Origin of the sequence: Niastella soli (genome assembly GCF_017742245.1) — a bacterium.
Lineage (GTDB): Bacteria > Bacteroidota > Bacteroidia > Chitinophagales > Chitinophagaceae > Niastella > Niastella soli.
In genome coordinates this window covers 1,262,035-1,279,126 of the sequence record NZ_JAGHKO010000001.1, presented here as the reverse complement: position 1 = coordinate 1,279,126, position 17,092 = coordinate 1,262,035, and the positions used below count along the sequence as shown (strand labels likewise).

The window sequence follows — 17,092 nt, the reverse complement described above, 5'->3', positions numbered from 1 at the left end:
AAGAAGCTTTTTAAAATTTCATATGCTAAAAGTTGAAGAGGTAGCAAAGGTAGAGAATGCGGGTAACAACCAAAACTTTTTTTGCCGGCAACATGCCATGATGCAAATAATGAACGATGAAGCCGGAATTTCCCCGGTTGAATTTATAAGGGATTATTTGTTTTGAAAATTAGACCGATCGGTTTATTTTTGTGTAGTGTCAAAAGCAGAAAAAACAAAAGAGTTCATTATTGCGAAGGCAGCTCCCCTGTTCAATAAGAAAGGATATGCCGGCACCTCTATGAGCGATATTATGAAGGCCACTGGCCTGGCAAAAGGTGGATTGTATGGTAATTTTGAAAGCAAAGATGAGATTGCGGCCCTGGCATTTGAATACTCTTATAACCTGTTAAAAGAGGATATCGGTAATAAAGTGCGGCTTAAAAAAACAGGTGTTGAAAAGCTACAAACCATTTTTCAGTATTATAAAAATTACACCGTTGCACCATCAATTGAAGGTGGTTGCCCACTCCTGAATACTGCTGTTGATGCCGATGATGCCTATCCTTTTTTGAAAAAGAAAGCCCGGGCTGCCCTGCAGGAAATGCTGGGTTCCCTACAACATATTTTAAAAAGAGGTATAGAAGAGGGCTCTTTTAGAAATGATTTAAATGTGAAGAAAGAAGCCGAATTGATCTTTGCGCAAATCGAAGGCGGTATCATGATGGCCAAGGTGCTCGATGAAGTAACGGTATTGAACAGGTTACTCGACAGTCTTAAGCATCGCATGGAAACAGAGTATATGAACCAACCATAAACAGTACTATGCAATTAAAAACATTTTACACAGTTCGTTTTAGCGACTGTGATCCGCTGGGACATTTAAACAATGCCCGGTACATCGACTATTTTTTGAATGCACGTGAAGATCATCTGAAACAGTATTACAACATAACGCTTTCTGAGTACCATAAACAGGGTTTGGCCTGGGTTACCCATAGCCATAATATCCGGTACCTGCGGCCGGTATTTTACAATGAGATCGTATGTATTGAATCCCGGCTTATTGAATTAGGCGAATCTCATGTACTGGTGGAATTATTGATGTTCGATGAAAAACAGGAAAACCTGAAGGCCATTATGTGGACGAACTTTACCAGCATTGATGTAAAAACAGGTCGCAGAAAAGATCATCCGGCTTTCTTTATGGACTTTGCAGCCACAATGAAAGTAGCCGATGTGAATGTACACGCAGGACTGAGTGAACGAATAAAGCTATTGAGGAACCCAGTTCAATAAATAAGCCAGGTAATATTAATATAGAACGTCCGGAAACGGAAAGCAATAAGCTTTCCGTTTCCGGACGTTTCGTTTAACCCCCATCTGTTAAGGAATTACTAATACCATCCTGCTCCTGCCTATAAGGGAGTAATACCGCTTTCTTCTTAGCATTTCTTTAATAAACTTCAAGCCTTCTTCGCCATCTATTACTACATAAAAGCAAAGCGCTTATAACAAGTAATAAAAAAAATCACCTTAAAAACATTTAATATGAAAACGTTTTTTACCCTCACTACCATCGTTCTGATAGTAACTGCCAGTTTAGTAAGTTTTGTATTATTTAAACATGGACATTATACTTTCTCTGCCCTGTTAGTACTTACCAGTTATTTATCTGCTGCATTGTGGATATATGTATTGCAAAGCAAGAAAGTGGTATTGAGTTAAAACAAAGAGCTTCTTTCAGTCATAACATAAGGGTATAGGGAACTGGTGTTTACCGGTTCCTTTTTTTATGCGTTATACTTCAGGGATCTCAGGCCACTCAATAGGCACCTGTGTAATGTTGTGCAGGTAATTAGTAAGGGTTTTAGCGGTAATGGTCAGTAGGGCGTCAATCATATTGGCCTCAGTAAACCCAGCGTCAAAAAAATTATCGATAACAGCTTCGTCAGGTCTTCCTTTTTGCAGAACAGTGGCTTTTGCAAAATGCCCTAATGCATTTAACCGATCGTTGAATGTGATAGCTGCTTTTCTGATCTCAATAATTTCATCAGCAGTAAATCCAGCTGCTTTGGCGGCAATGGTATGTCCCCGCAAACAATATTTACAACCATTTACCTGGCTTACTACCAGGTTGATCACTTCTTTTTCTTTTTGTGACAGGGAACTTTTTCTACCTGCGAATGAAAGGTAATCGCCCAGGGCAGTTTCGCTATAGGCAAATACGGCAAACAGATTGGGTATAAGCCCGTAATTCTTTTGTAAAGTATCGAAAATAGCCTGGTTATCAGGTGTGACCTGGTCACGACCCGGTACAGTAAATGAATGCATGTACAGTATTTAAAAATGAATAATAAGAGCCGCCTGCTTTATGAGGTGGTATGACTGATCACTATTTTCCCGAAATAATTGCCAGCCTGTAAATAAGCAAAGGCGTCAATGGAATCCTTAAAGTGAAATACCCGGTCGATAACCGGTTGCAGGTGATTCACAGCAATGGCTTTGTTCATGGCAATAAACTGAGACCGGTTACCAACTGCAATGGGTCTGATGTGCGCGCCCGACATGAAAAGCATACCCAATTGAACCGGTTTCAGATCGCCACCCATGCGGCCAATGAAATTTACCTGTCCACCGGCAGCAGTGGCTAAAATTGATTGTTCCAGCGAGGTTCCAGCTACTTCAAGCACCTGGTCAACACCATGGCCATTGGTCAATTGCCGCACCGTCGTATGCCAATCGGGTGTTTTGCGATAGTTAATTACTTCATGCGCTCCTAACGCTTTTAACCGGAGTGCTTTTTCATCATTTGAAGTGGTAGCAATAACCCGCGCGCCAAAAAGGCGGGCAAATTGTATGGCAAATAAGGACACACTGCCTGAGCCCAGGGTAAGAACTGTTTCGCCGGCTTTTAAAGGTTTACTGCCTGTCAAAGCATTCCAGGCTGTTAGTGCAGCACAGGGTAATGTGGCGGCCTGTTCAAATGAAAGGTGATCGGGTATGGCAACAACGGCATCCTGATGTACAACCGCATATTCTGTCAGCAGGCCATTCAATGAACCGCCAATTTGCGGTGAATACTCCCAGGCAAAAGGGCCATCGATCCACAAAGGGAACATATTCACCGCAACCCGCTCACCCAGTTTAGTGCGGGTTACAGCGCTACCGGTTTCAACCACTTCACCGGCGCCATCAGATACAGCAATAACATCGGGCATAACGGGCAGCAGGTAATTGCCTTGTAAAATACTTACATCGCGAAAGCTAAGGCTGTTAGCCCTGATGCGAATGAGCACTTCATAAGCACCAGGTTTGGGAATAGCATGTTCCTTTGCCTGTAAGCCTGCCAGTCCCCCGCCATATTGAACATGAAAGCTTTTCATCGATGTTCTTTTATGGATAAGTGCAGGTATTTCTTCAACTGCTTGCATAAAAAAGATTTAGGAAACAAATCTAGGGTGCTTGGTATATTTGAGTCAAGTATGCACCATTTGGTAGCCTACGCACCAGTTGTATACTATTGTTGATTATCAGCCATAAAAATTTGTAAAATGACTAAAATAAAACAGGATACTTTGGCTAAATGCCCTGTTGATTATGCATTTCAACGCATTGGCGGTAAATACAAAGCGCGGGTCTTATGGTTTTTGCGGGAGGAGGTAAAACGATATGGCGAGCTTCGCCGGTTTGTGACCGGTATAACTCCCAAAATGCTAACCCAGGTTTTGCGGGAGCTGGAGGAAGATCAATTAATAATAAGGACTGTTTATTTTGAAGTGCCGCCCCGGGTTGAGTATAGCTTAACCGACAGCGCACGAGAGTTGATGCCTGCTATTATAATGATCAGTACGTGGGGACAGGAACAAATGCAACAACAAGGCATGCCGGTAATGCAGGAAACCCAAGGTGAAAAAATGTAATTATCTTCCTGCTTTATGTTCTACCTCATTACCCAATTCAGGTTCTGCAGTAATAAACCAGCGTGGTAATTCCTGTTCATGTAATTTCCAGTGATTTTTTTCATCCCGTGCAAGTGTTGCAGTGATCAGCCGCCCACTGCTATCGATAACAGAAATATGGAAGTAGATAGCCACTGAGTTAATACGGGCAAAATGAAACTCCCGTTCTTGCCCGTCGGTGCATAAAATAGTAGTTGAAAAGTCTTTTTCCATAATCAACTGTTTAAACCCACTACAAAGGTGCACAATAATCTTTCCATTATAGCGGGAAAACGGGTTAAAAAGTGACAGGAATATCCCATGTAGTTGTAAGTTAATTGTTTATTCAGTTCTTTTAAGTTGTATATTTTTCCCACACCCACCCCACTTGCTGATCTTTACTGTTAAACCGTAGCAAAATTTCTACCTAAAAAATCGTAAATTGATACAGCTGTACATATTGTAGAATCTCTTTACAAACCATCGTGTCCCTTTCTTTATTTTATTATAATCACTTTTTGCCAAAGCATGAAGAAATCTGTTGTTGGCTGCCTGCTGCTGCTTGTGCAGATATTTATCGCCCGTGCCGATCACATCACAGGCGGTGAAATGCATTATACATTTACCGGCATCACCAATGGCATGTACAACTACCAGGTTACCGCTAAGCTATTTATGGATTGTTATAGCAACCGCCGTTTGCCCGATCCTGCCTACTTTGGTATTTTTAATAAAGGCACCGGGGCACTGATCACGAATATATCCATACCCATGGCCCATCAGGACCGGCTGACCTTAAGCAATCCTGGTCCCTGCATCACCAACCCGCCCTCGGTTTGTTACGATATTGGCTTTTATGATTTCACTGTATCATTGCCACCGGTAGCAGAAGGATATGTTATAGTAATACAGGTGGTTTATCGCGTGCAGGGCATCAGCAATCTGGTAAATGGATATGGCAATATTGGTGCTACGTATACCGGTGAAATTCCGGGAAATGGAGCCGTAGCATCGGGACCAGAAAACAACAGTGCCCGCTTTAACAGCGATGATATGGTGGTGATCTGCGCTAATAATTCTTTCTCTTACAGTTTTGCAGCAGTTGATAAGGACAATGACCAGCTGCGTTATTCCTTTACAAATGCCTATGTAGGCGGTGCAGGTGGCGGTGGCGTGAATTTTCCTCCGTCAGCGCCCCCTTATATTCCAGTACCCTACGGTTCAAATTATGGGCCTGGTGCGCCATTGGGTGGAAACGTAAAGATCAATTCCAGCACCGGAGTGATAACTGGCATAGCCCCCGGAGAAGGCATTTATGTAGTAACAGTGCAGGTAGAGGAGATCAGGAATGGCGTTGTAATTGCTACCCAGCGAAAAGACCTGCAGATACGCATCACCACCTGTACCGTTGCATCGGCATCCATGCCGCCCGATTATATGCTTTGCAAGAATTCGCAAACCATAGAGCTTGCCAATTTGAGTACCAGTCCGCTTATTACCTCTACTACCTGGGAATTGATCAACAACAAAGGAGTTACCGTATTCAACTCCAATAGCCCTGTTACCAGCTATACGTTTTCCGATACAGGCGTGTATACAGTGAAACTGGTGATCAATCGCAATCAGCAATGCTCTGACTCAACCATTTCGCAGGCTTATGTATTCCCCGGGTTCAAACCCGATTTTAATGTCAATGGCATTTGCTTTAAAAAGCCCACCCAGTTCTTTGATGCAACTGTAACCAGTTATGGTTCTGTAAATTCGTGGGACTGGAATTTTGACGACGGAACAGGTAATGATTTCTCCCTTCAACCCTCGCCCACTTATACCTATCAATCTATGGGTATTAAAAATGTGCGGTTAATTGCCACCAACACCAAGGGCTGCCGCGATACCACCTATAAAAATATTTCCATAGTTGATAAACCGCCATTGTCGCTGGCCTTTCGCGATACGCTCATTTGTATACCAGATGCGCTTCAGCTGCAGGCAATGGGCAATGGCGTTTTTAGCTGGACACCTGGCACCGCCATAGTGAACGGGAATACGGCTACCCCAACCGTAAACCCTGCGACGACCACTACTTATACGGTTCAACTCGATGACAATGGCTGCCTTAATCGCGACTCTGTGCAAGTGCGTGTAGTGGACCATGTGACCCTGTTGGTAATGAATGATACCACTATTTGCCAGGGAGATACGGCACATCTGCATGTTCAGTCAGACGGATTGCGGTATAACTGGACGCCGGCCAACCAGGTGTTGAATGCTACGGTTGCCAACCCCGACGTAGTAACGCGGGTCAATACAATTTATCAGGTCACTGCCAGTATAGGCAGTTGCATAGCCACCGAACAGGTACAGGTCATAACAGTGCCTTACCCCGTTGCAATTGCAGGCAGCGACACTACAATTTGCTTTGATACAAGAGCACAGCTGCAAGGCAATACCGAAGCTAACAGGTGGGTTTGGTTGCCATCACCCACATTAAGCAATAGAAACGTGCTGGATCCTGTTGCCTCACCAAAAGAAGCTACTGCTTATGTGCTTTCTGTGTATGATAACAAAGGTTGCCCCAAACCCGGTTTTGATACCATAGTGGTGAGCGTATTGCCCGATATAAAACCTTTTGCCGGAAAGGATACGGCTGTAGTGGTAAATCAGTTATTGCAGTTACAGGCGAGCGGTGGCAAAACCTATCAGTGGGTACCGGCTATCAACTTATCGAACCCCACTATTGCCAATCCCACAGCAATGTATGCGGCGCCATCTGCGGGTATTATCTATAAAGTGTTGGTGTATAACGAGGCCGGTTGTGTTGATTCAGCTTATATAAAAGTAAAAGTATTTCAAACTGTGCCCACTGTTTTTGTGCCCAATGCCTTTACACCCAATGGGGATGGAAAGAACGATCTGCTGCGTCCAATAGCGGTAGGGATAGCGCACATAGATTATTTTGAGGTCTTTAATCGATGGGGACAGTTGGTGTTCAGGACATCCACCAATGAACACGGCTGGGATGGCACCATAGCAGGCAAATTACAGCCTTCAGGCACTTATGTGTGGATGGTAAAAGCCGTGGATTATACTGGTGCACCGTATGTCCAGCGCGGAACACTGGTTTTGGTAAGATGAACTATCCTGCTACCTGATTCCAGTCCATAGAGAACACACTGGTGAGGCAGTTGCACAATTCGCTGATGCGGGTGGGCTTGGTTAAAAAATAATGCGCACCCAGCTTCATTATCTCCTGTTTGTCTTTGTGATTGGAACTGGTAGTGTAAATAATGAGCGGAACTGATGAATACCGTGGAAGCTTTTTAATTTCAATCAAACATTCCTTGCCATTTAATTTTGGCATATTCAGATCGAGAAAAATAAAATCTGGCAATGGCACAACCTCGTTTTTTAACTGTTGTAATGCCACTTCCCCATTATTAGCATAGAAGCATTCAAAAGGAATATTCAGGTCCTTCATGGCCTCATTAATGAATAACTGATCATCTTCATCATCGTCAATTATGAAAAGGGTCTTAGCTTTGTCCATCAGGTTTCCTAATAATCATTAAAAGTACCAATTTAAATGAGTATTTCCCCTTGGAAAATAGATTTTAATCTGATACTAAGACTGCTATTTTACCAATACATATGCCGGATAGTACCCATACGCAACTGCTCCTGTTTGTACCAGTAATAGCGGGAGGAATTTTCCGGGCCGAAAATAAATTGTCGTTGAAATAGTAACTTCAGCCCTTCGATATTGTATACAAACGATTGTCTTTACCTGACCGGATAAATCAATGCTTCTATCTGATGAAAAAAATTACAAAAGCCCTGTTTATTGTATCCTTGTTAGTGCCTGTAGTGATACACGCACAAACCGATAAAGCGACTGGAAATGGCGCTATGCACCGCGATTACTTTGTAAGCTCCCTTATTCGTATTGCCGATCCGCTTTTAACAGCGCTGAGCAAAAATGAATTGAAGAAGAAAATGCCGGTAGAAGCCAAAACAAACGACCGGCAGAACTTTACCTATCTGGAAGCATTTGGCCGTTTACTGGCGGGCATGGCGCCCTGGCTGGAACTGGGGCCGGATAGTTCCACAGAAGGAAAATTGAGAAAAAAATATATTGAACTTTCCATTAGCTGCATTCGCAACGCCACCGACCCTGCGGTGCCTGATTATATGAATTTTTATAAAGGTGGTCAGGCCCTGGTAGATGCGGCGTTTTTATCGCAGGCACTGTTGCGTGCGCCCAACCAGTTATGGGGCCGCCTCGATGCCAAAACAAAAAAAAATGTATTGGAAGCGCTTAAGTCGTCGCGGGTAATAACGCCTGGTCATAGTAATTGGCTTTTTTTCAGTGCCATGGTTGAAGCCGCCCTGTTACAATTTGAAGGCAGCTGCGATAAAATGCGGGTAGACTATGCCGTATCCCAGCATTTGCAATGGTATAAGGGCGATGGTGCATATGGAGATGGTGCCAGTTTTCATTGGGATTATTATAATAGCTTTGTTATTCAACCTATGTTTCTCGAAGTGTTGCAAACGTTGATCACCAGTGGCCAGAATGAGAATAAGACCTATGAGCTTGAATTAAACCGCGCCCGTCGCTATGCAGCCGTACAGGAACGCCTGATCTCCCCGGAAGGCACTTATCCACCTATTGGCCGTTCGCTGGCCTACCGGTTTGGCGCTTTTCAATTATTGTCAAAAATGGCCCTGATGCACCAATTGCCCAATGAAATATTGCCCCAACAGGTTAGGTGCGCTTTGTTTGAAGTAGTGAAGAGACAGCTGGAGACGCCCGGTACGTTTGATAAAGAGGGCTGGTTGACCATTGGATTAGTGGGGCATCAACCTGGCGTGGGGGAACCCTATATTTCAACCGGCAGCCTGTACTTGTGTTCCCAGGTGTTTCTGGTATTGGGATTGCCGGCCACCGATCCGTACTGGCAAAATGCCGATGCCGACTGGACCGCCAAAAAAGCCTGGAAGGGGGAACCCATTCCAATTGATCATGCTATTGAAAATTAAAGAACCGTATCGTATGAATAGAAAGATAAAGATCCTGGCCGTGTCAGGAAGTTTGCGGGCTACCTCTACTAATTCATTATTAGTAAAAGAAGTTCAAAAATGGGCGCCATCGAATGTTGAAATTACCATTTACCAGGGACTGGCCACCCTGCCTGCATTTGATGACCAGGAACCTACAGAAGCTGTTATAAGCTGGCGTCAGCAACTGGCGGACGCCGATGGGATTTTGATCTGTTCGCCCGAATATGCTTTTGGGGTGCCCGGTACTTTGAAAAATGCCATCGAATGGACGGTAAGGTCCGGCGAATTGGTAAACAAACCTTTAGCATTAATAACTGCCGCCTCAAGCGGTGATAAGGCCCATGCCGCCTGGTTGCAGATCTTTTCAGCCTTATCAAGCGACATTCCGGCAGGTGGTGCTTTATTGATCCCGTTTATTCGCACAAAATTCAATGAAAACGGAGAGGTGTCGGATGCAGCTACAAAAGAAGCTATTCTCAATACGCTGCAGGCGCTCATACAAACCATTGATCAAAAGGCGTCTGCGGTTGACCAGTAAACCGGCAGGTGTTAATATATTATTTCATGCATGGAGTGACCATTTAACTGTGAACCATGATTGTCTTGGCGCGTTATTTGAATTTGAAATCAGATTTGAAAAATTAAAAAGGTGTTAAAGCGATCACCTGCACTTATCCCAATATTTAAAAAACCGTAAATATTACCCGGAGGCCCATATAAATGCAGACAAAAACATTAACCACCACATTAGTTACAGGTTTAATATTGCTGGCAGCTTGCCGTAAAAATATAAGCTCCGATTCCGGAAGCGACAATAACTCCGACACTAGTGTGTGTCCCCAAAGTACTGATAACGGAAGCATAATTCCTGATCAATATATAGTTGCTTACAGGGAGTCAACCGCAACCGATGCCGGTTTAACTTCATCTACCCGTATTGCTTCTTTTACCAATACCTTATTGCAACGGAACAAGATCAACCTGAGCGCCATGAAAAATAGCTTTTTTAGCGGCGCCAGAGGATTTGTTGCTCATTTATCCCAGCTTGAGTTAGCACGGTTGCGACAGGATTCTACCATCAGTAGAATTGAAAATGACCGCATTATTGCCTATGGTTCCTGTTTTAAGGTGGTTGAACCAAAAACAATTACCTGGAATGTGGAACGCATAGGATATGGCGACGGCACAGGTAAAACCGCATGGATCATCGACTCCGGTATTGATTTTTCGCATCCTGATCTGAACGCAGACTCTGCCCGCAGTAAATCCTTTATTAATGGCGTAACATCTGCTCGCGATGACAATGGTCATGGTACCCACATTGCGGGTATCATTGGCGCAAAGAACAATTCAGTTGGCGTGTTGGGGGTTGCTTCAAATGCCAATCTGGTAGCTCTGAAAGTATTTGATAAGGATGGTAAAGGTACCCTGGGTTCTATTATCCAGGCTTTGTCTTATGTAAATGCCAATGCAAAAGCAGGTGATGTAGTGAATATGAGTCTTGGTGAAGATACCATATCTAATATTTTAGATCAGGCGGTTATAAACACGGCAGCCAAGGGTATCTATATTGCCATTGCGGCAGGTAATGATGGCAAACCAGCTAACCAGTATTCCCCAGGCCGGGTGAACGCTAAGAATGTATACACCGTTTCAGCAGTAGATAGTCTCGATAATTTTGCTTCCTTTTCAAATTATGGAAATGATGTGGTTGATTTAGCCGCGCCAGGCGTATCAATTACTTCCACTTATTTAAATGGTAAGTATGCGATCTTTAGTGGTACTTCCATGGCAACACCGCACGTAGCTGGTTTATTACTGCTGAAAGGAAGCGCTATAAGCTCTTCCGGTGTCGCTAAAAACGACCCAGACGGCACTCCCGATCCCATTGCCCATAAATAGTTATGCATAGCGAGATTAGTATTCATATTGGGGAATTAGTTGCCCAATGAATGCTGGTTTTAAATTTCGATGGATTATGATCCATGAGTTTAAAACAGAAACAGCCTCGCAGATACATTTTTACCGGAAAGCTGGACGCCTTCTTTACAGATGTTTATGCTTTTGGTCAGTTTATCTCGCGCTTTTTCGGAAGCTTATTCTTACCTCCCTACGAGTTTAAAGAAATAGTGAGGCAGAGTTATTCAATAGGGGTAAAAAGTTTACCCCTGATAACTTTGACCGGGTTCATTACAGGCATCGTATTTACCAAACAAAGCCGGCCCTCCTTATCAGATTTTGGCGCTACTTCCTGGTTGCCATCGCTGGTAACAATTGCCATTGTCAGGGCGCTGGCCCCATTAGTAACTGGTTTGATCACCGCGGGCAAAGTAGGTTCAAATATAGGCGCCGAACTGGGCTCCATGAAAGTAACGGAGCAAATAGATGCCATGGAAGTTTCTGCCACCAATCCCTTTAAATTTTTAGTGGTTACCCGTGTATTGGCTACCACCTTTATGGTGCCGTTGCTGATGTTGTATATGGCCTTACTGGCCATGCTGGGCGCATTTGTAAATGTGCATAGCAACGAACAAACCAGTTTTGTTTCTTTTATAGAGAATGGTTTTCACAGCATTAGTTTCCTGGACATTTACTCTTCGTTTATAAAATCAATATTATTTGGATTTACTATCGGCATTGTGGGTTGTTACCAGGGATATAACACTACCCAGGGAACACAGGGGGTTGGCCGTGCTGCCAATACCTCAGTGGTGATGGCCATGTTCCTGATATTTATTGAAGAAATTATTGTAGTACAGATCATCAATTGGTTCAGAATGCCCTAATGGAAAAAAAGAATAAACATATCGATAGAACAAAAAAGGTTATTTCCATACACGATCTATATAAATCGTTTGGAACAAATCATGTGCTGCGTGGCATTGATCTGGATCTTTATCAGGGGGAGAATGTAGTGGTGTTGGGTAGGTCGGGAACCGGTAAATCTGTATTGATAAAGATCATTGCCGGATTATTAAAGCCAGATAAGGGTGTAGTGAATGTGCTGGGAAACGATGTCGCAAAGATCAGCTACCGCGAGCTGGAACAATTACGCTTACGCATTGGGTTTTCTTTTCAGAGCAGTGCTTTGTACGATAGTATGACGGTGCGTGAGAACCTGGAGTTCCCGCTGTTACGTAATTCAAAACAATTAAGTCAGGGCCAGTTAACGCAGGCGGTAGAAACAGCACTTGAAGCGGTGGGGCTATCCCAAACCATTGATCAATGGCCCGCTGAATTATCGGGTGGTCAGCGCAAACGCATAGGCATTGCACGAACACTGATCATGCAACCGGCTATCATGTTGTACGATGAACCCACTGCCGGTCTTGACCCTATTACCAGTATGGAAATAAATGACCTCATAAATGAAGTACAGGAGAGGTTCAACACTAGTTCCATTATCATTACGCATGACCTTACCTGTGCCAAAGCAACCGGGGACCGGTTAGCGGTTTTGCTGGATGGTCGATTTGTAAGGGAAGGGACGTTTGAAGAAGTGTTTGCCAGTGATGATGAGCGGTTAAAAAGTTTTTACGATTACAATTTTATAACCTGATTAATACCACTAAAAATATTTTCTGATGAGCACGGAAAAAAACAAACGAGCAGTGATCGTTGGTCTGTTTGTAACAGTAGGCCTGCTGATCTTTTTGGTTGGGATTTTTACATTAGGCGGCCAGAAGAAATCATTTGTGCCTTCTATAAAGGTGGAAGCAGTTTTTGATAATGTGAATGGCTTACAAAAGGGTGATAACGTTTGGTTTTCGGGTGTTAAAGTGGGTACAGTAAAAGCGGTTGACTTTAATGGCAGCTCGCGGATAAAAGTGATCATGCAAATTGAGAAAAAAGCACAGGAGTTCATCCGTAAGGATGCAAAAGCGAAAGTAGGGGCCGAAGGGTTTATCGGCAATAAACTGATAGTTATTTATGGCGGGTCTCCGCAGGCCGATGCTATTGAAGGAGGCGAACACTTGCAGGTAGAGAATACGTTGAGCACCGACGATATGATGGCCACCTTGCAAAAGAACAATGAGAACCTGGTTGCCATAACCACCGATTTTAAAACTGTAAGCAACCGGCTGGTAAAAGGAGAAGGTACTGCTGGAGCACTGCTCACCGATGCAACGTTATATAAGAGCCTGGCTAATACAGCCACTAACCTGCAACAGGCTGCACACAACAGCGAATTGCTGAGCAGTCGCATTGCTGAATACACGGCCCAGTTTAATAAACCGGGTAGCCTGGCAAATGGGCTGGTGCATGATACTTTGATCATGGCAAACTTACAGGCTGCAGTAAAACAAATAAATGATGCTGCCGATGCTGCCCATTCATTTACTGCTAATTTAAAAACGGTTAGTGATCAACTGCATACAACCGATAATACCTTAGGGTTATTATTAAACGATAAACAGTCGGCCGAACAGGTGAGAGTGATAATAGAGAACCTAAGCGTTGGAAGTGAGAAGTTAGATGATGACCTGGAGGCCATACAACACAATTTTTTATTCCGTGGGTATTTTAAAAAGAAAGCAAAACAGGAAGAAAAGGAACGCAAGGAAGCGGCCAAAAATAAGCAATAAAATAGCTTTTTTAAGCCACACAACATTGATTCAGTTAACTGTTAAAATTTACTTAACGCACTCATTTGGCAAACCACTTTCGCCACTATATGTTAGTATAGGGTAAGCTGATTTTTATTAATAGCATTAGTCAAAACCAAATGAATGGCAAAATCCAACTATCCCAAATTCAAGGCATTTATCTTCATTCCGCTGTTACTACTGGTAGTAGTATGTTTTATGTATGCAGCACCTGCATCAGATTTCCTAAACAACAAAAAAGCCAATACAGCTATCCTTGTAAAGGATTCGACCATGAGTGAAAGCCATGTAAGTGAGGCTTTTAGACGGTTGAGTAGTTTGTATGGTCAAATAAAATTAGACAGCCTTGGGCTTACCCAGACCGCATTTGACTATGCGTTACAAGGCTATATCGATCTTGTTTCAAATGGCGCAATAAAGAACGATCATATTCTTTCCATTGTAGATTTTAGTTTGCCTTCAACAAAAAGGAGATTGTTCGTGATCGATGTAACTACAGGAAAATTGTTGTTCAATACCTATGTTTCGCATGGTAGAAATTCAGGCAAGGAAATGGCCACTGAATTTTCGAATGACGCCAATAGCTTTAAGAGTAGTTTGGGTTTTTACGTAACAGGAACTACTTACTCAGGCGAACATGGTTTTTCATTACGGCTCGATGGAAAAGAACCGGGCATCAATGACAACGCTTACAGCAGAAGTATTGTAATGCATGCCGCCAATTATGTAAATGAAAACATTATAAAAGCAAAGGGTGTTCTGGGCCGTAGTCTGGGATGTCCTGCTGTGCCACCTTCACTGCACAAGGCTATCATCAATACTATAAAGGACGGGAGTTGTTTATTTTTATATAGCCCCGATTCGTTTTACGTTTCTCATAGCAAAATGATCAATCAACAGGTATTAACACAGCAACCTGTAATTACGGGATAATAATAGTGTGAATATCCTCACCAATAAAAAAAGATTGACATGAAAGGTCAATCTTTTTTGGTTTTTCAAAAAGTGAACGATTTATTCACCAATATATTTCTTTATCAATAGCGCATAACCGGACAATCCAGGGAGGTCTTTTTACCAAACGTATATATTAAGCCGATTGAATAGTTCGAGTAGTGATCGTTTTTGTTGGGGTTTGATGATTGACTGAACCCATCGATATAATCGGTAAATGTAAAACGATACGAAGCTTCAGCCATAAGCGAAAGGTTGTTTGAAATGGGGTACCTGATACCAAGGCCAACGGGTATAACTGCAATAGTACCGGGCAGGGAATGAACGCTGTCGGCTGCCAGTCCGTTCAATAAAACAGAATCGGATGCAAAATAATCGTAGTTAAAATTTTCCCAGCCGCGGTTAATGCGTAAGGACGCCAGTCCTGCACCCGCAAAAATATACGGCGAGATGATCTTTCTTTCACTATAGTTATTTCCTAAAATATTCCACACCAATAGTTCGGAGATCTCCGTATTTCGGGCATTGAACCAGAAGTTGCGTTGTTTACGCCATTCAGGACTATCATAATTGGCTTCATCGGCCCACAGTTTACCATGAGCAAGATTTGTTCTTAATGAAAATGACCGTGAAAGCAGCCGGTTGTAAAAAAGATTAAAAGCAAAACCGGGTGTTTTAAAAGCGCCCGCCGTTTCAGGTGTTAGGTCTCCCTGGTAAATAAACATGCCTATGCTAAATCCTATTTCATGTTTAGGGATCGTAACGCCCGTTTGCGCATACGCGCGGGTAAAAAAACTACATACTATAAGAGAAAACACCAGCAATTTTCCGGAAATCACTTTCATGTATTGGATGTTTAGTAGGGTAAAAATGGGCCATCAACAAATAAGTTTGTTACTGGATGGTAGTAAGTAATGAATTAAAAGTAGAGGTAGGGGTCTATAGCGCTATTTTTTTTACGTAAAAGGAGTTGCGGATAGTTAAATAAGAATGATAAATAGTCACTTCTATTTATTTAGGAAGGAGGTTATAAGTTCCGGTCGTGAATTTATTAGCAAAAGTCAGGCCATCTATATAAACTTATTTTAATTTTTACTTGTTTATACTTAGCGCCATAGGGCAATAAAAAAAAGCCCTGTGGAAACAGAGCTTTGCACTTTAAAAGTAACACCCATGAAAAACTAGTTGCTAGAATTTCACGTATTTATTTGACGTCGTAATGCGATTATCATTGTGCTTTGACTGATATTCTTTTTGCTTTTTAATACCGCTTTAATTATTGGGGGCACCGCCATCAATCCAACAGGTAATAATGGCTTTTTGGGCTGCTGTAAAACTGGCATCCCGCGGCATTGATCCATTAGCTACCGCTACCCTGATCTTCACTCTTGCGTTAAAGATCTGGTTGTAGGAGATAAGGGCGCCCGGTCCGTTGGTGCTTCCATTGTTGTGACAATCTGATTTTGCACAACTCGTGCTCATTAAAGCGCTTACATTGCCAGAAAAACTGGTAGTAATAGTACCACAATCAACAGTGCCCGAACCAGGGTCCTGATTCTCTTCGCTGTCTTTTTTGCAGGCATTCGCAAGTATAACAATCAATACGATAAATACTGCCAGAGTAGTCGATTTCTTCATACAAGAGGTTTTATTGGAAAAAAACGGAAATACGTTCACTTTTACGATACAACGGAAAAATAGGTTGCCCGATACGTGAAGTCAACATATAACCTCCATGTATAAACAAAAATTGCTCTGGGGCCTGAAATTAGGGTCGATATTATTATTTGCAGTAATGTTATAGACGAAACCGGTAAATGTATCGGGGAAATGGCCTTTTTTAGGCTAGCTTTTTTTCCAGTTATTAATAAATTGAACATAACTATCGCTGATAGGCAGCTCCACTCCTGTGGATAGTTGTACTTTCCGGTTTTGAATGGATTTAACCCTGGAAACAGCTACAATATAACTGCGATGAATTCTTTGGAACTTATCCGCCGGTAATTTTTCCAGCACTTTCTTCATCGATAGAAGGGTTAGCACTGGCTTCGTCCCGGTAATATGAATTTTTATATAATCCTCCAGGCTCTCGATGTATTCAATCTCATTCAACGGGATTTTTACCAGCTTGTATTCTGAATGCACAAATAAACTGTCGTTCTCCTCTTGCGCTGGGGTGCTCTTATATTTAAAGTAATCGATCGCTTTATTTACGGCCCTGGTAAACCGGTCGAAATTGATGGGCTTTAGCAGATAATCGACAGCGTCCAGCTCAAACCCCTCAATGGCAAATTGTTTATGGGCTGTGGTGAAAATGACGATTGGCTTTTCGTGCAAAGAACGTACCAGATCAATACCTGTAATATCGGGCATATTGATGTCGATAAACAGCAGATCAACCCTGGTATTACGTAATAATTCCACGGCAGAAATAGCATCATCGAATGTATGTACCAGTTTTAACTGGGGAAATCGGGAGATATATTCCTGTAAAAGCTCCAGAGCCAGCGGCTCATCATCAATTGCTATACACTTCAATTGCATAACGAA

20 protein-coding genes are annotated in these 17,092 nt (G+C 42.7%); 13 read left to right on the top strand and 7 right to left on the bottom strand.

The features are described from left to right. Window positions 1–22: 22 nt before the first annotated feature. The 4 genes from J7I42_RS05095 (at window position 23) to J7I42_RS05080 (ending at window position 1,707) form a co-directional block, all read left to right on the top strand. A complete protein-coding gene (locus tag J7I42_RS05095) occupies window positions 23–166 on the top strand; it encodes a hypothetical protein (RefSeq protein ID WP_209137688.1) in 144 nt (47 codons plus the stop codon). 30 nt (window positions 167–196) lie between these two features. Continuing rightward, window positions 197–796 carry a TetR/AcrR family transcriptional regulator gene (locus tag J7I42_RS05090; protein WP_209137687.1) on the top strand — a complete coding sequence of 200 codons (600 nt, stop codon included), beginning with the start codon at window positions 197–199 and terminating at the stop codon, window positions 794–796. Window positions 797–804: 8 nt separating this feature from the next. Next, window positions 805–1,278: an acyl-CoA thioesterase gene (locus tag J7I42_RS05085; protein ID WP_209137686.1), complete on the top strand. Its 474-nt coding sequence runs from the start codon at window positions 805–807 to the stop codon at window positions 1,276–1,278. Window positions 1,279–1,530: 252 nt separating this feature from the next. Continuing rightward, window positions 1,531–1,707 (top strand): hypothetical protein, encoded by a 177-nt coding sequence (locus J7I42_RS05080; protein WP_209137685.1) that lies wholly within the window; start codon window positions 1,531–1,533, stop codon window positions 1,705–1,707. Window positions 1,708–1,779: 72 nt separating this feature from the next. On the opposite strand, the gene J7I42_RS05075 is transcribed toward J7I42_RS05080, so the two are convergent. Both J7I42_RS05075 and J7I42_RS05070 read right to left on the bottom strand, forming a co-directional pair. Next, window positions 1,780–2,313, bottom strand: a complete 534-nt coding sequence (locus J7I42_RS05075; protein ID WP_209137684.1) for a carboxymuconolactone decarboxylase family protein — start codon at window positions 2,311–2,313, stop codon at window positions 1,780–1,782. A gap of 38 nt (window positions 2,314–2,351) precedes the next feature. Further along, window positions 2,352–3,413 (bottom strand): zinc-dependent alcohol dehydrogenase family protein, encoded by a 1,062-nt coding sequence (locus J7I42_RS05070; RefSeq protein ID WP_209137683.1) that lies wholly within the window; start codon window positions 3,411–3,413, stop codon window positions 2,352–2,354. 120 nt (window positions 3,414–3,533) lie between these two features. Between J7I42_RS05070 and J7I42_RS05065 the strand changes: the two genes are divergently transcribed. Further along, window positions 3,534–3,902 carry a winged helix-turn-helix transcriptional regulator gene (locus J7I42_RS05065; protein ID WP_209137682.1) on the top strand — a complete coding sequence of 123 codons (369 nt, stop codon included), beginning with the start codon at window positions 3,534–3,536 and terminating at the stop codon, window positions 3,900–3,902. Here J7I42_RS05065 and J7I42_RS05060 read toward each other — a convergent pair whose 3' ends face one another. Next, window positions 3,903–4,154 (bottom strand): hypothetical protein, encoded by a 252-nt coding sequence (locus J7I42_RS05060; protein WP_209137681.1) that lies wholly within the window; start codon window positions 4,152–4,154, stop codon window positions 3,903–3,905. A 294-nt stretch (window positions 4,155–4,448) separates the two neighbouring features. Here J7I42_RS05060 and J7I42_RS05055 point away from each other — a divergent pair, with 294 nt between their 5' ends. Then, complete coding sequence (locus tag J7I42_RS05055) at window positions 4,449–7,055, top strand: T9SS type B sorting domain-containing protein (protein WP_209137680.1); 2,607 nt, start codon at window positions 4,449–4,451, stop codon at window positions 7,053–7,055. Between the two features lies 1 nt (window position 7,056). On the opposite strand, the gene J7I42_RS05050 is transcribed toward J7I42_RS05055, so the two are convergent. After that, on the bottom strand, window positions 7,057–7,467 hold the full coding sequence (locus J7I42_RS05050) for a response regulator (RefSeq protein ID WP_209137679.1): 411 nt from the start codon (window positions 7,465–7,467) through the stop codon (window positions 7,057–7,059). 266 nt (window positions 7,468–7,733) lie between these two features. Here J7I42_RS05050 and J7I42_RS05045 point away from each other — a divergent pair, with 266 nt between their 5' ends. From J7I42_RS05045 to J7I42_RS05015, 7 genes are all read left to right on the top strand, one after another. Beyond that, on the top strand, window positions 7,734–8,960 hold the full coding sequence (locus J7I42_RS05045) for a DUF2264 domain-containing protein (RefSeq protein ID WP_236065393.1): 1,227 nt from the start codon (window positions 7,734–7,736) through the stop codon (window positions 8,958–8,960). Between the two features lie 13 nt (window positions 8,961–8,973). Continuing rightward, complete coding sequence (locus J7I42_RS05040) at window positions 8,974–9,519, top strand: NADPH-dependent FMN reductase (RefSeq protein WP_209137678.1); 546 nt, start codon at window positions 8,974–8,976, stop codon at window positions 9,517–9,519. Window positions 9,520–9,701: 182 nt separating this feature from the next. Then, window positions 9,702–10,883 carry a S8 family serine peptidase gene (locus J7I42_RS05035; protein ID WP_209137677.1) on the top strand — a complete coding sequence of 394 codons (1,182 nt, stop codon included), beginning with the start codon at window positions 9,702–9,704 and terminating at the stop codon, window positions 10,881–10,883. A gap of 83 nt (window positions 10,884–10,966) precedes the next feature. Then, complete coding sequence (locus J7I42_RS05030; RefSeq protein ID WP_209137676.1) at window positions 10,967–11,767, top strand: MlaE family ABC transporter permease; 801 nt, start codon at window positions 10,967–10,969, stop codon at window positions 11,765–11,767. Next, entirely contained in the window at window positions 11,767–12,540 is a 774-nt protein-coding gene (locus tag J7I42_RS05025; RefSeq protein ID WP_209137675.1) for an ABC transporter ATP-binding protein, read from the top strand. The genes J7I42_RS05030 and J7I42_RS05025 overlap by 1 nt, the downstream gene beginning before the upstream one ends. A gap of 25 nt (window positions 12,541–12,565) precedes the next feature. Then, window positions 12,566–13,567 (top strand): MlaD family protein, encoded by a 1,002-nt coding sequence (locus J7I42_RS05020; protein WP_209137674.1) that lies wholly within the window; start codon window positions 12,566–12,568, stop codon window positions 13,565–13,567. A gap of 144 nt (window positions 13,568–13,711) precedes the next feature. Beyond that, window positions 13,712–14,521 (top strand): murein L,D-transpeptidase catalytic domain family protein, encoded by an 810-nt coding sequence (locus J7I42_RS05015; RefSeq protein ID WP_209137673.1) that lies wholly within the window; start codon window positions 13,712–13,714, stop codon window positions 14,519–14,521. 104 nt (window positions 14,522–14,625) lie between these two features. On the opposite strand, the gene J7I42_RS05010 is transcribed toward J7I42_RS05015, so the two are convergent. From J7I42_RS05010 to J7I42_RS05000, 3 genes are all read right to left on the bottom strand, one after another. Then, window positions 14,626–15,387 carry a DUF6089 family protein gene (locus J7I42_RS05010; protein ID WP_209137672.1) on the bottom strand — a complete coding sequence of 254 codons (762 nt, stop codon included), beginning with the start codon at window positions 15,385–15,387 and terminating at the stop codon, window positions 14,626–14,628. 427 nt (window positions 15,388–15,814) lie between these two features. After that, window positions 15,815–16,180, bottom strand: a complete 366-nt coding sequence (locus J7I42_RS05005) for a hypothetical protein (protein WP_209137671.1) — start codon at window positions 16,178–16,180, stop codon at window positions 15,815–15,817. A 207-nt stretch (window positions 16,181–16,387) separates the two neighbouring features. Further along, entirely contained in the window at window positions 16,388–17,086 is a 699-nt protein-coding gene (locus J7I42_RS05000) for a LytR/AlgR family response regulator transcription factor (protein ID WP_209137670.1), read from the bottom strand. Between the last annotated feature and the right edge of the window lie 6 nt (window positions 17,087–17,092).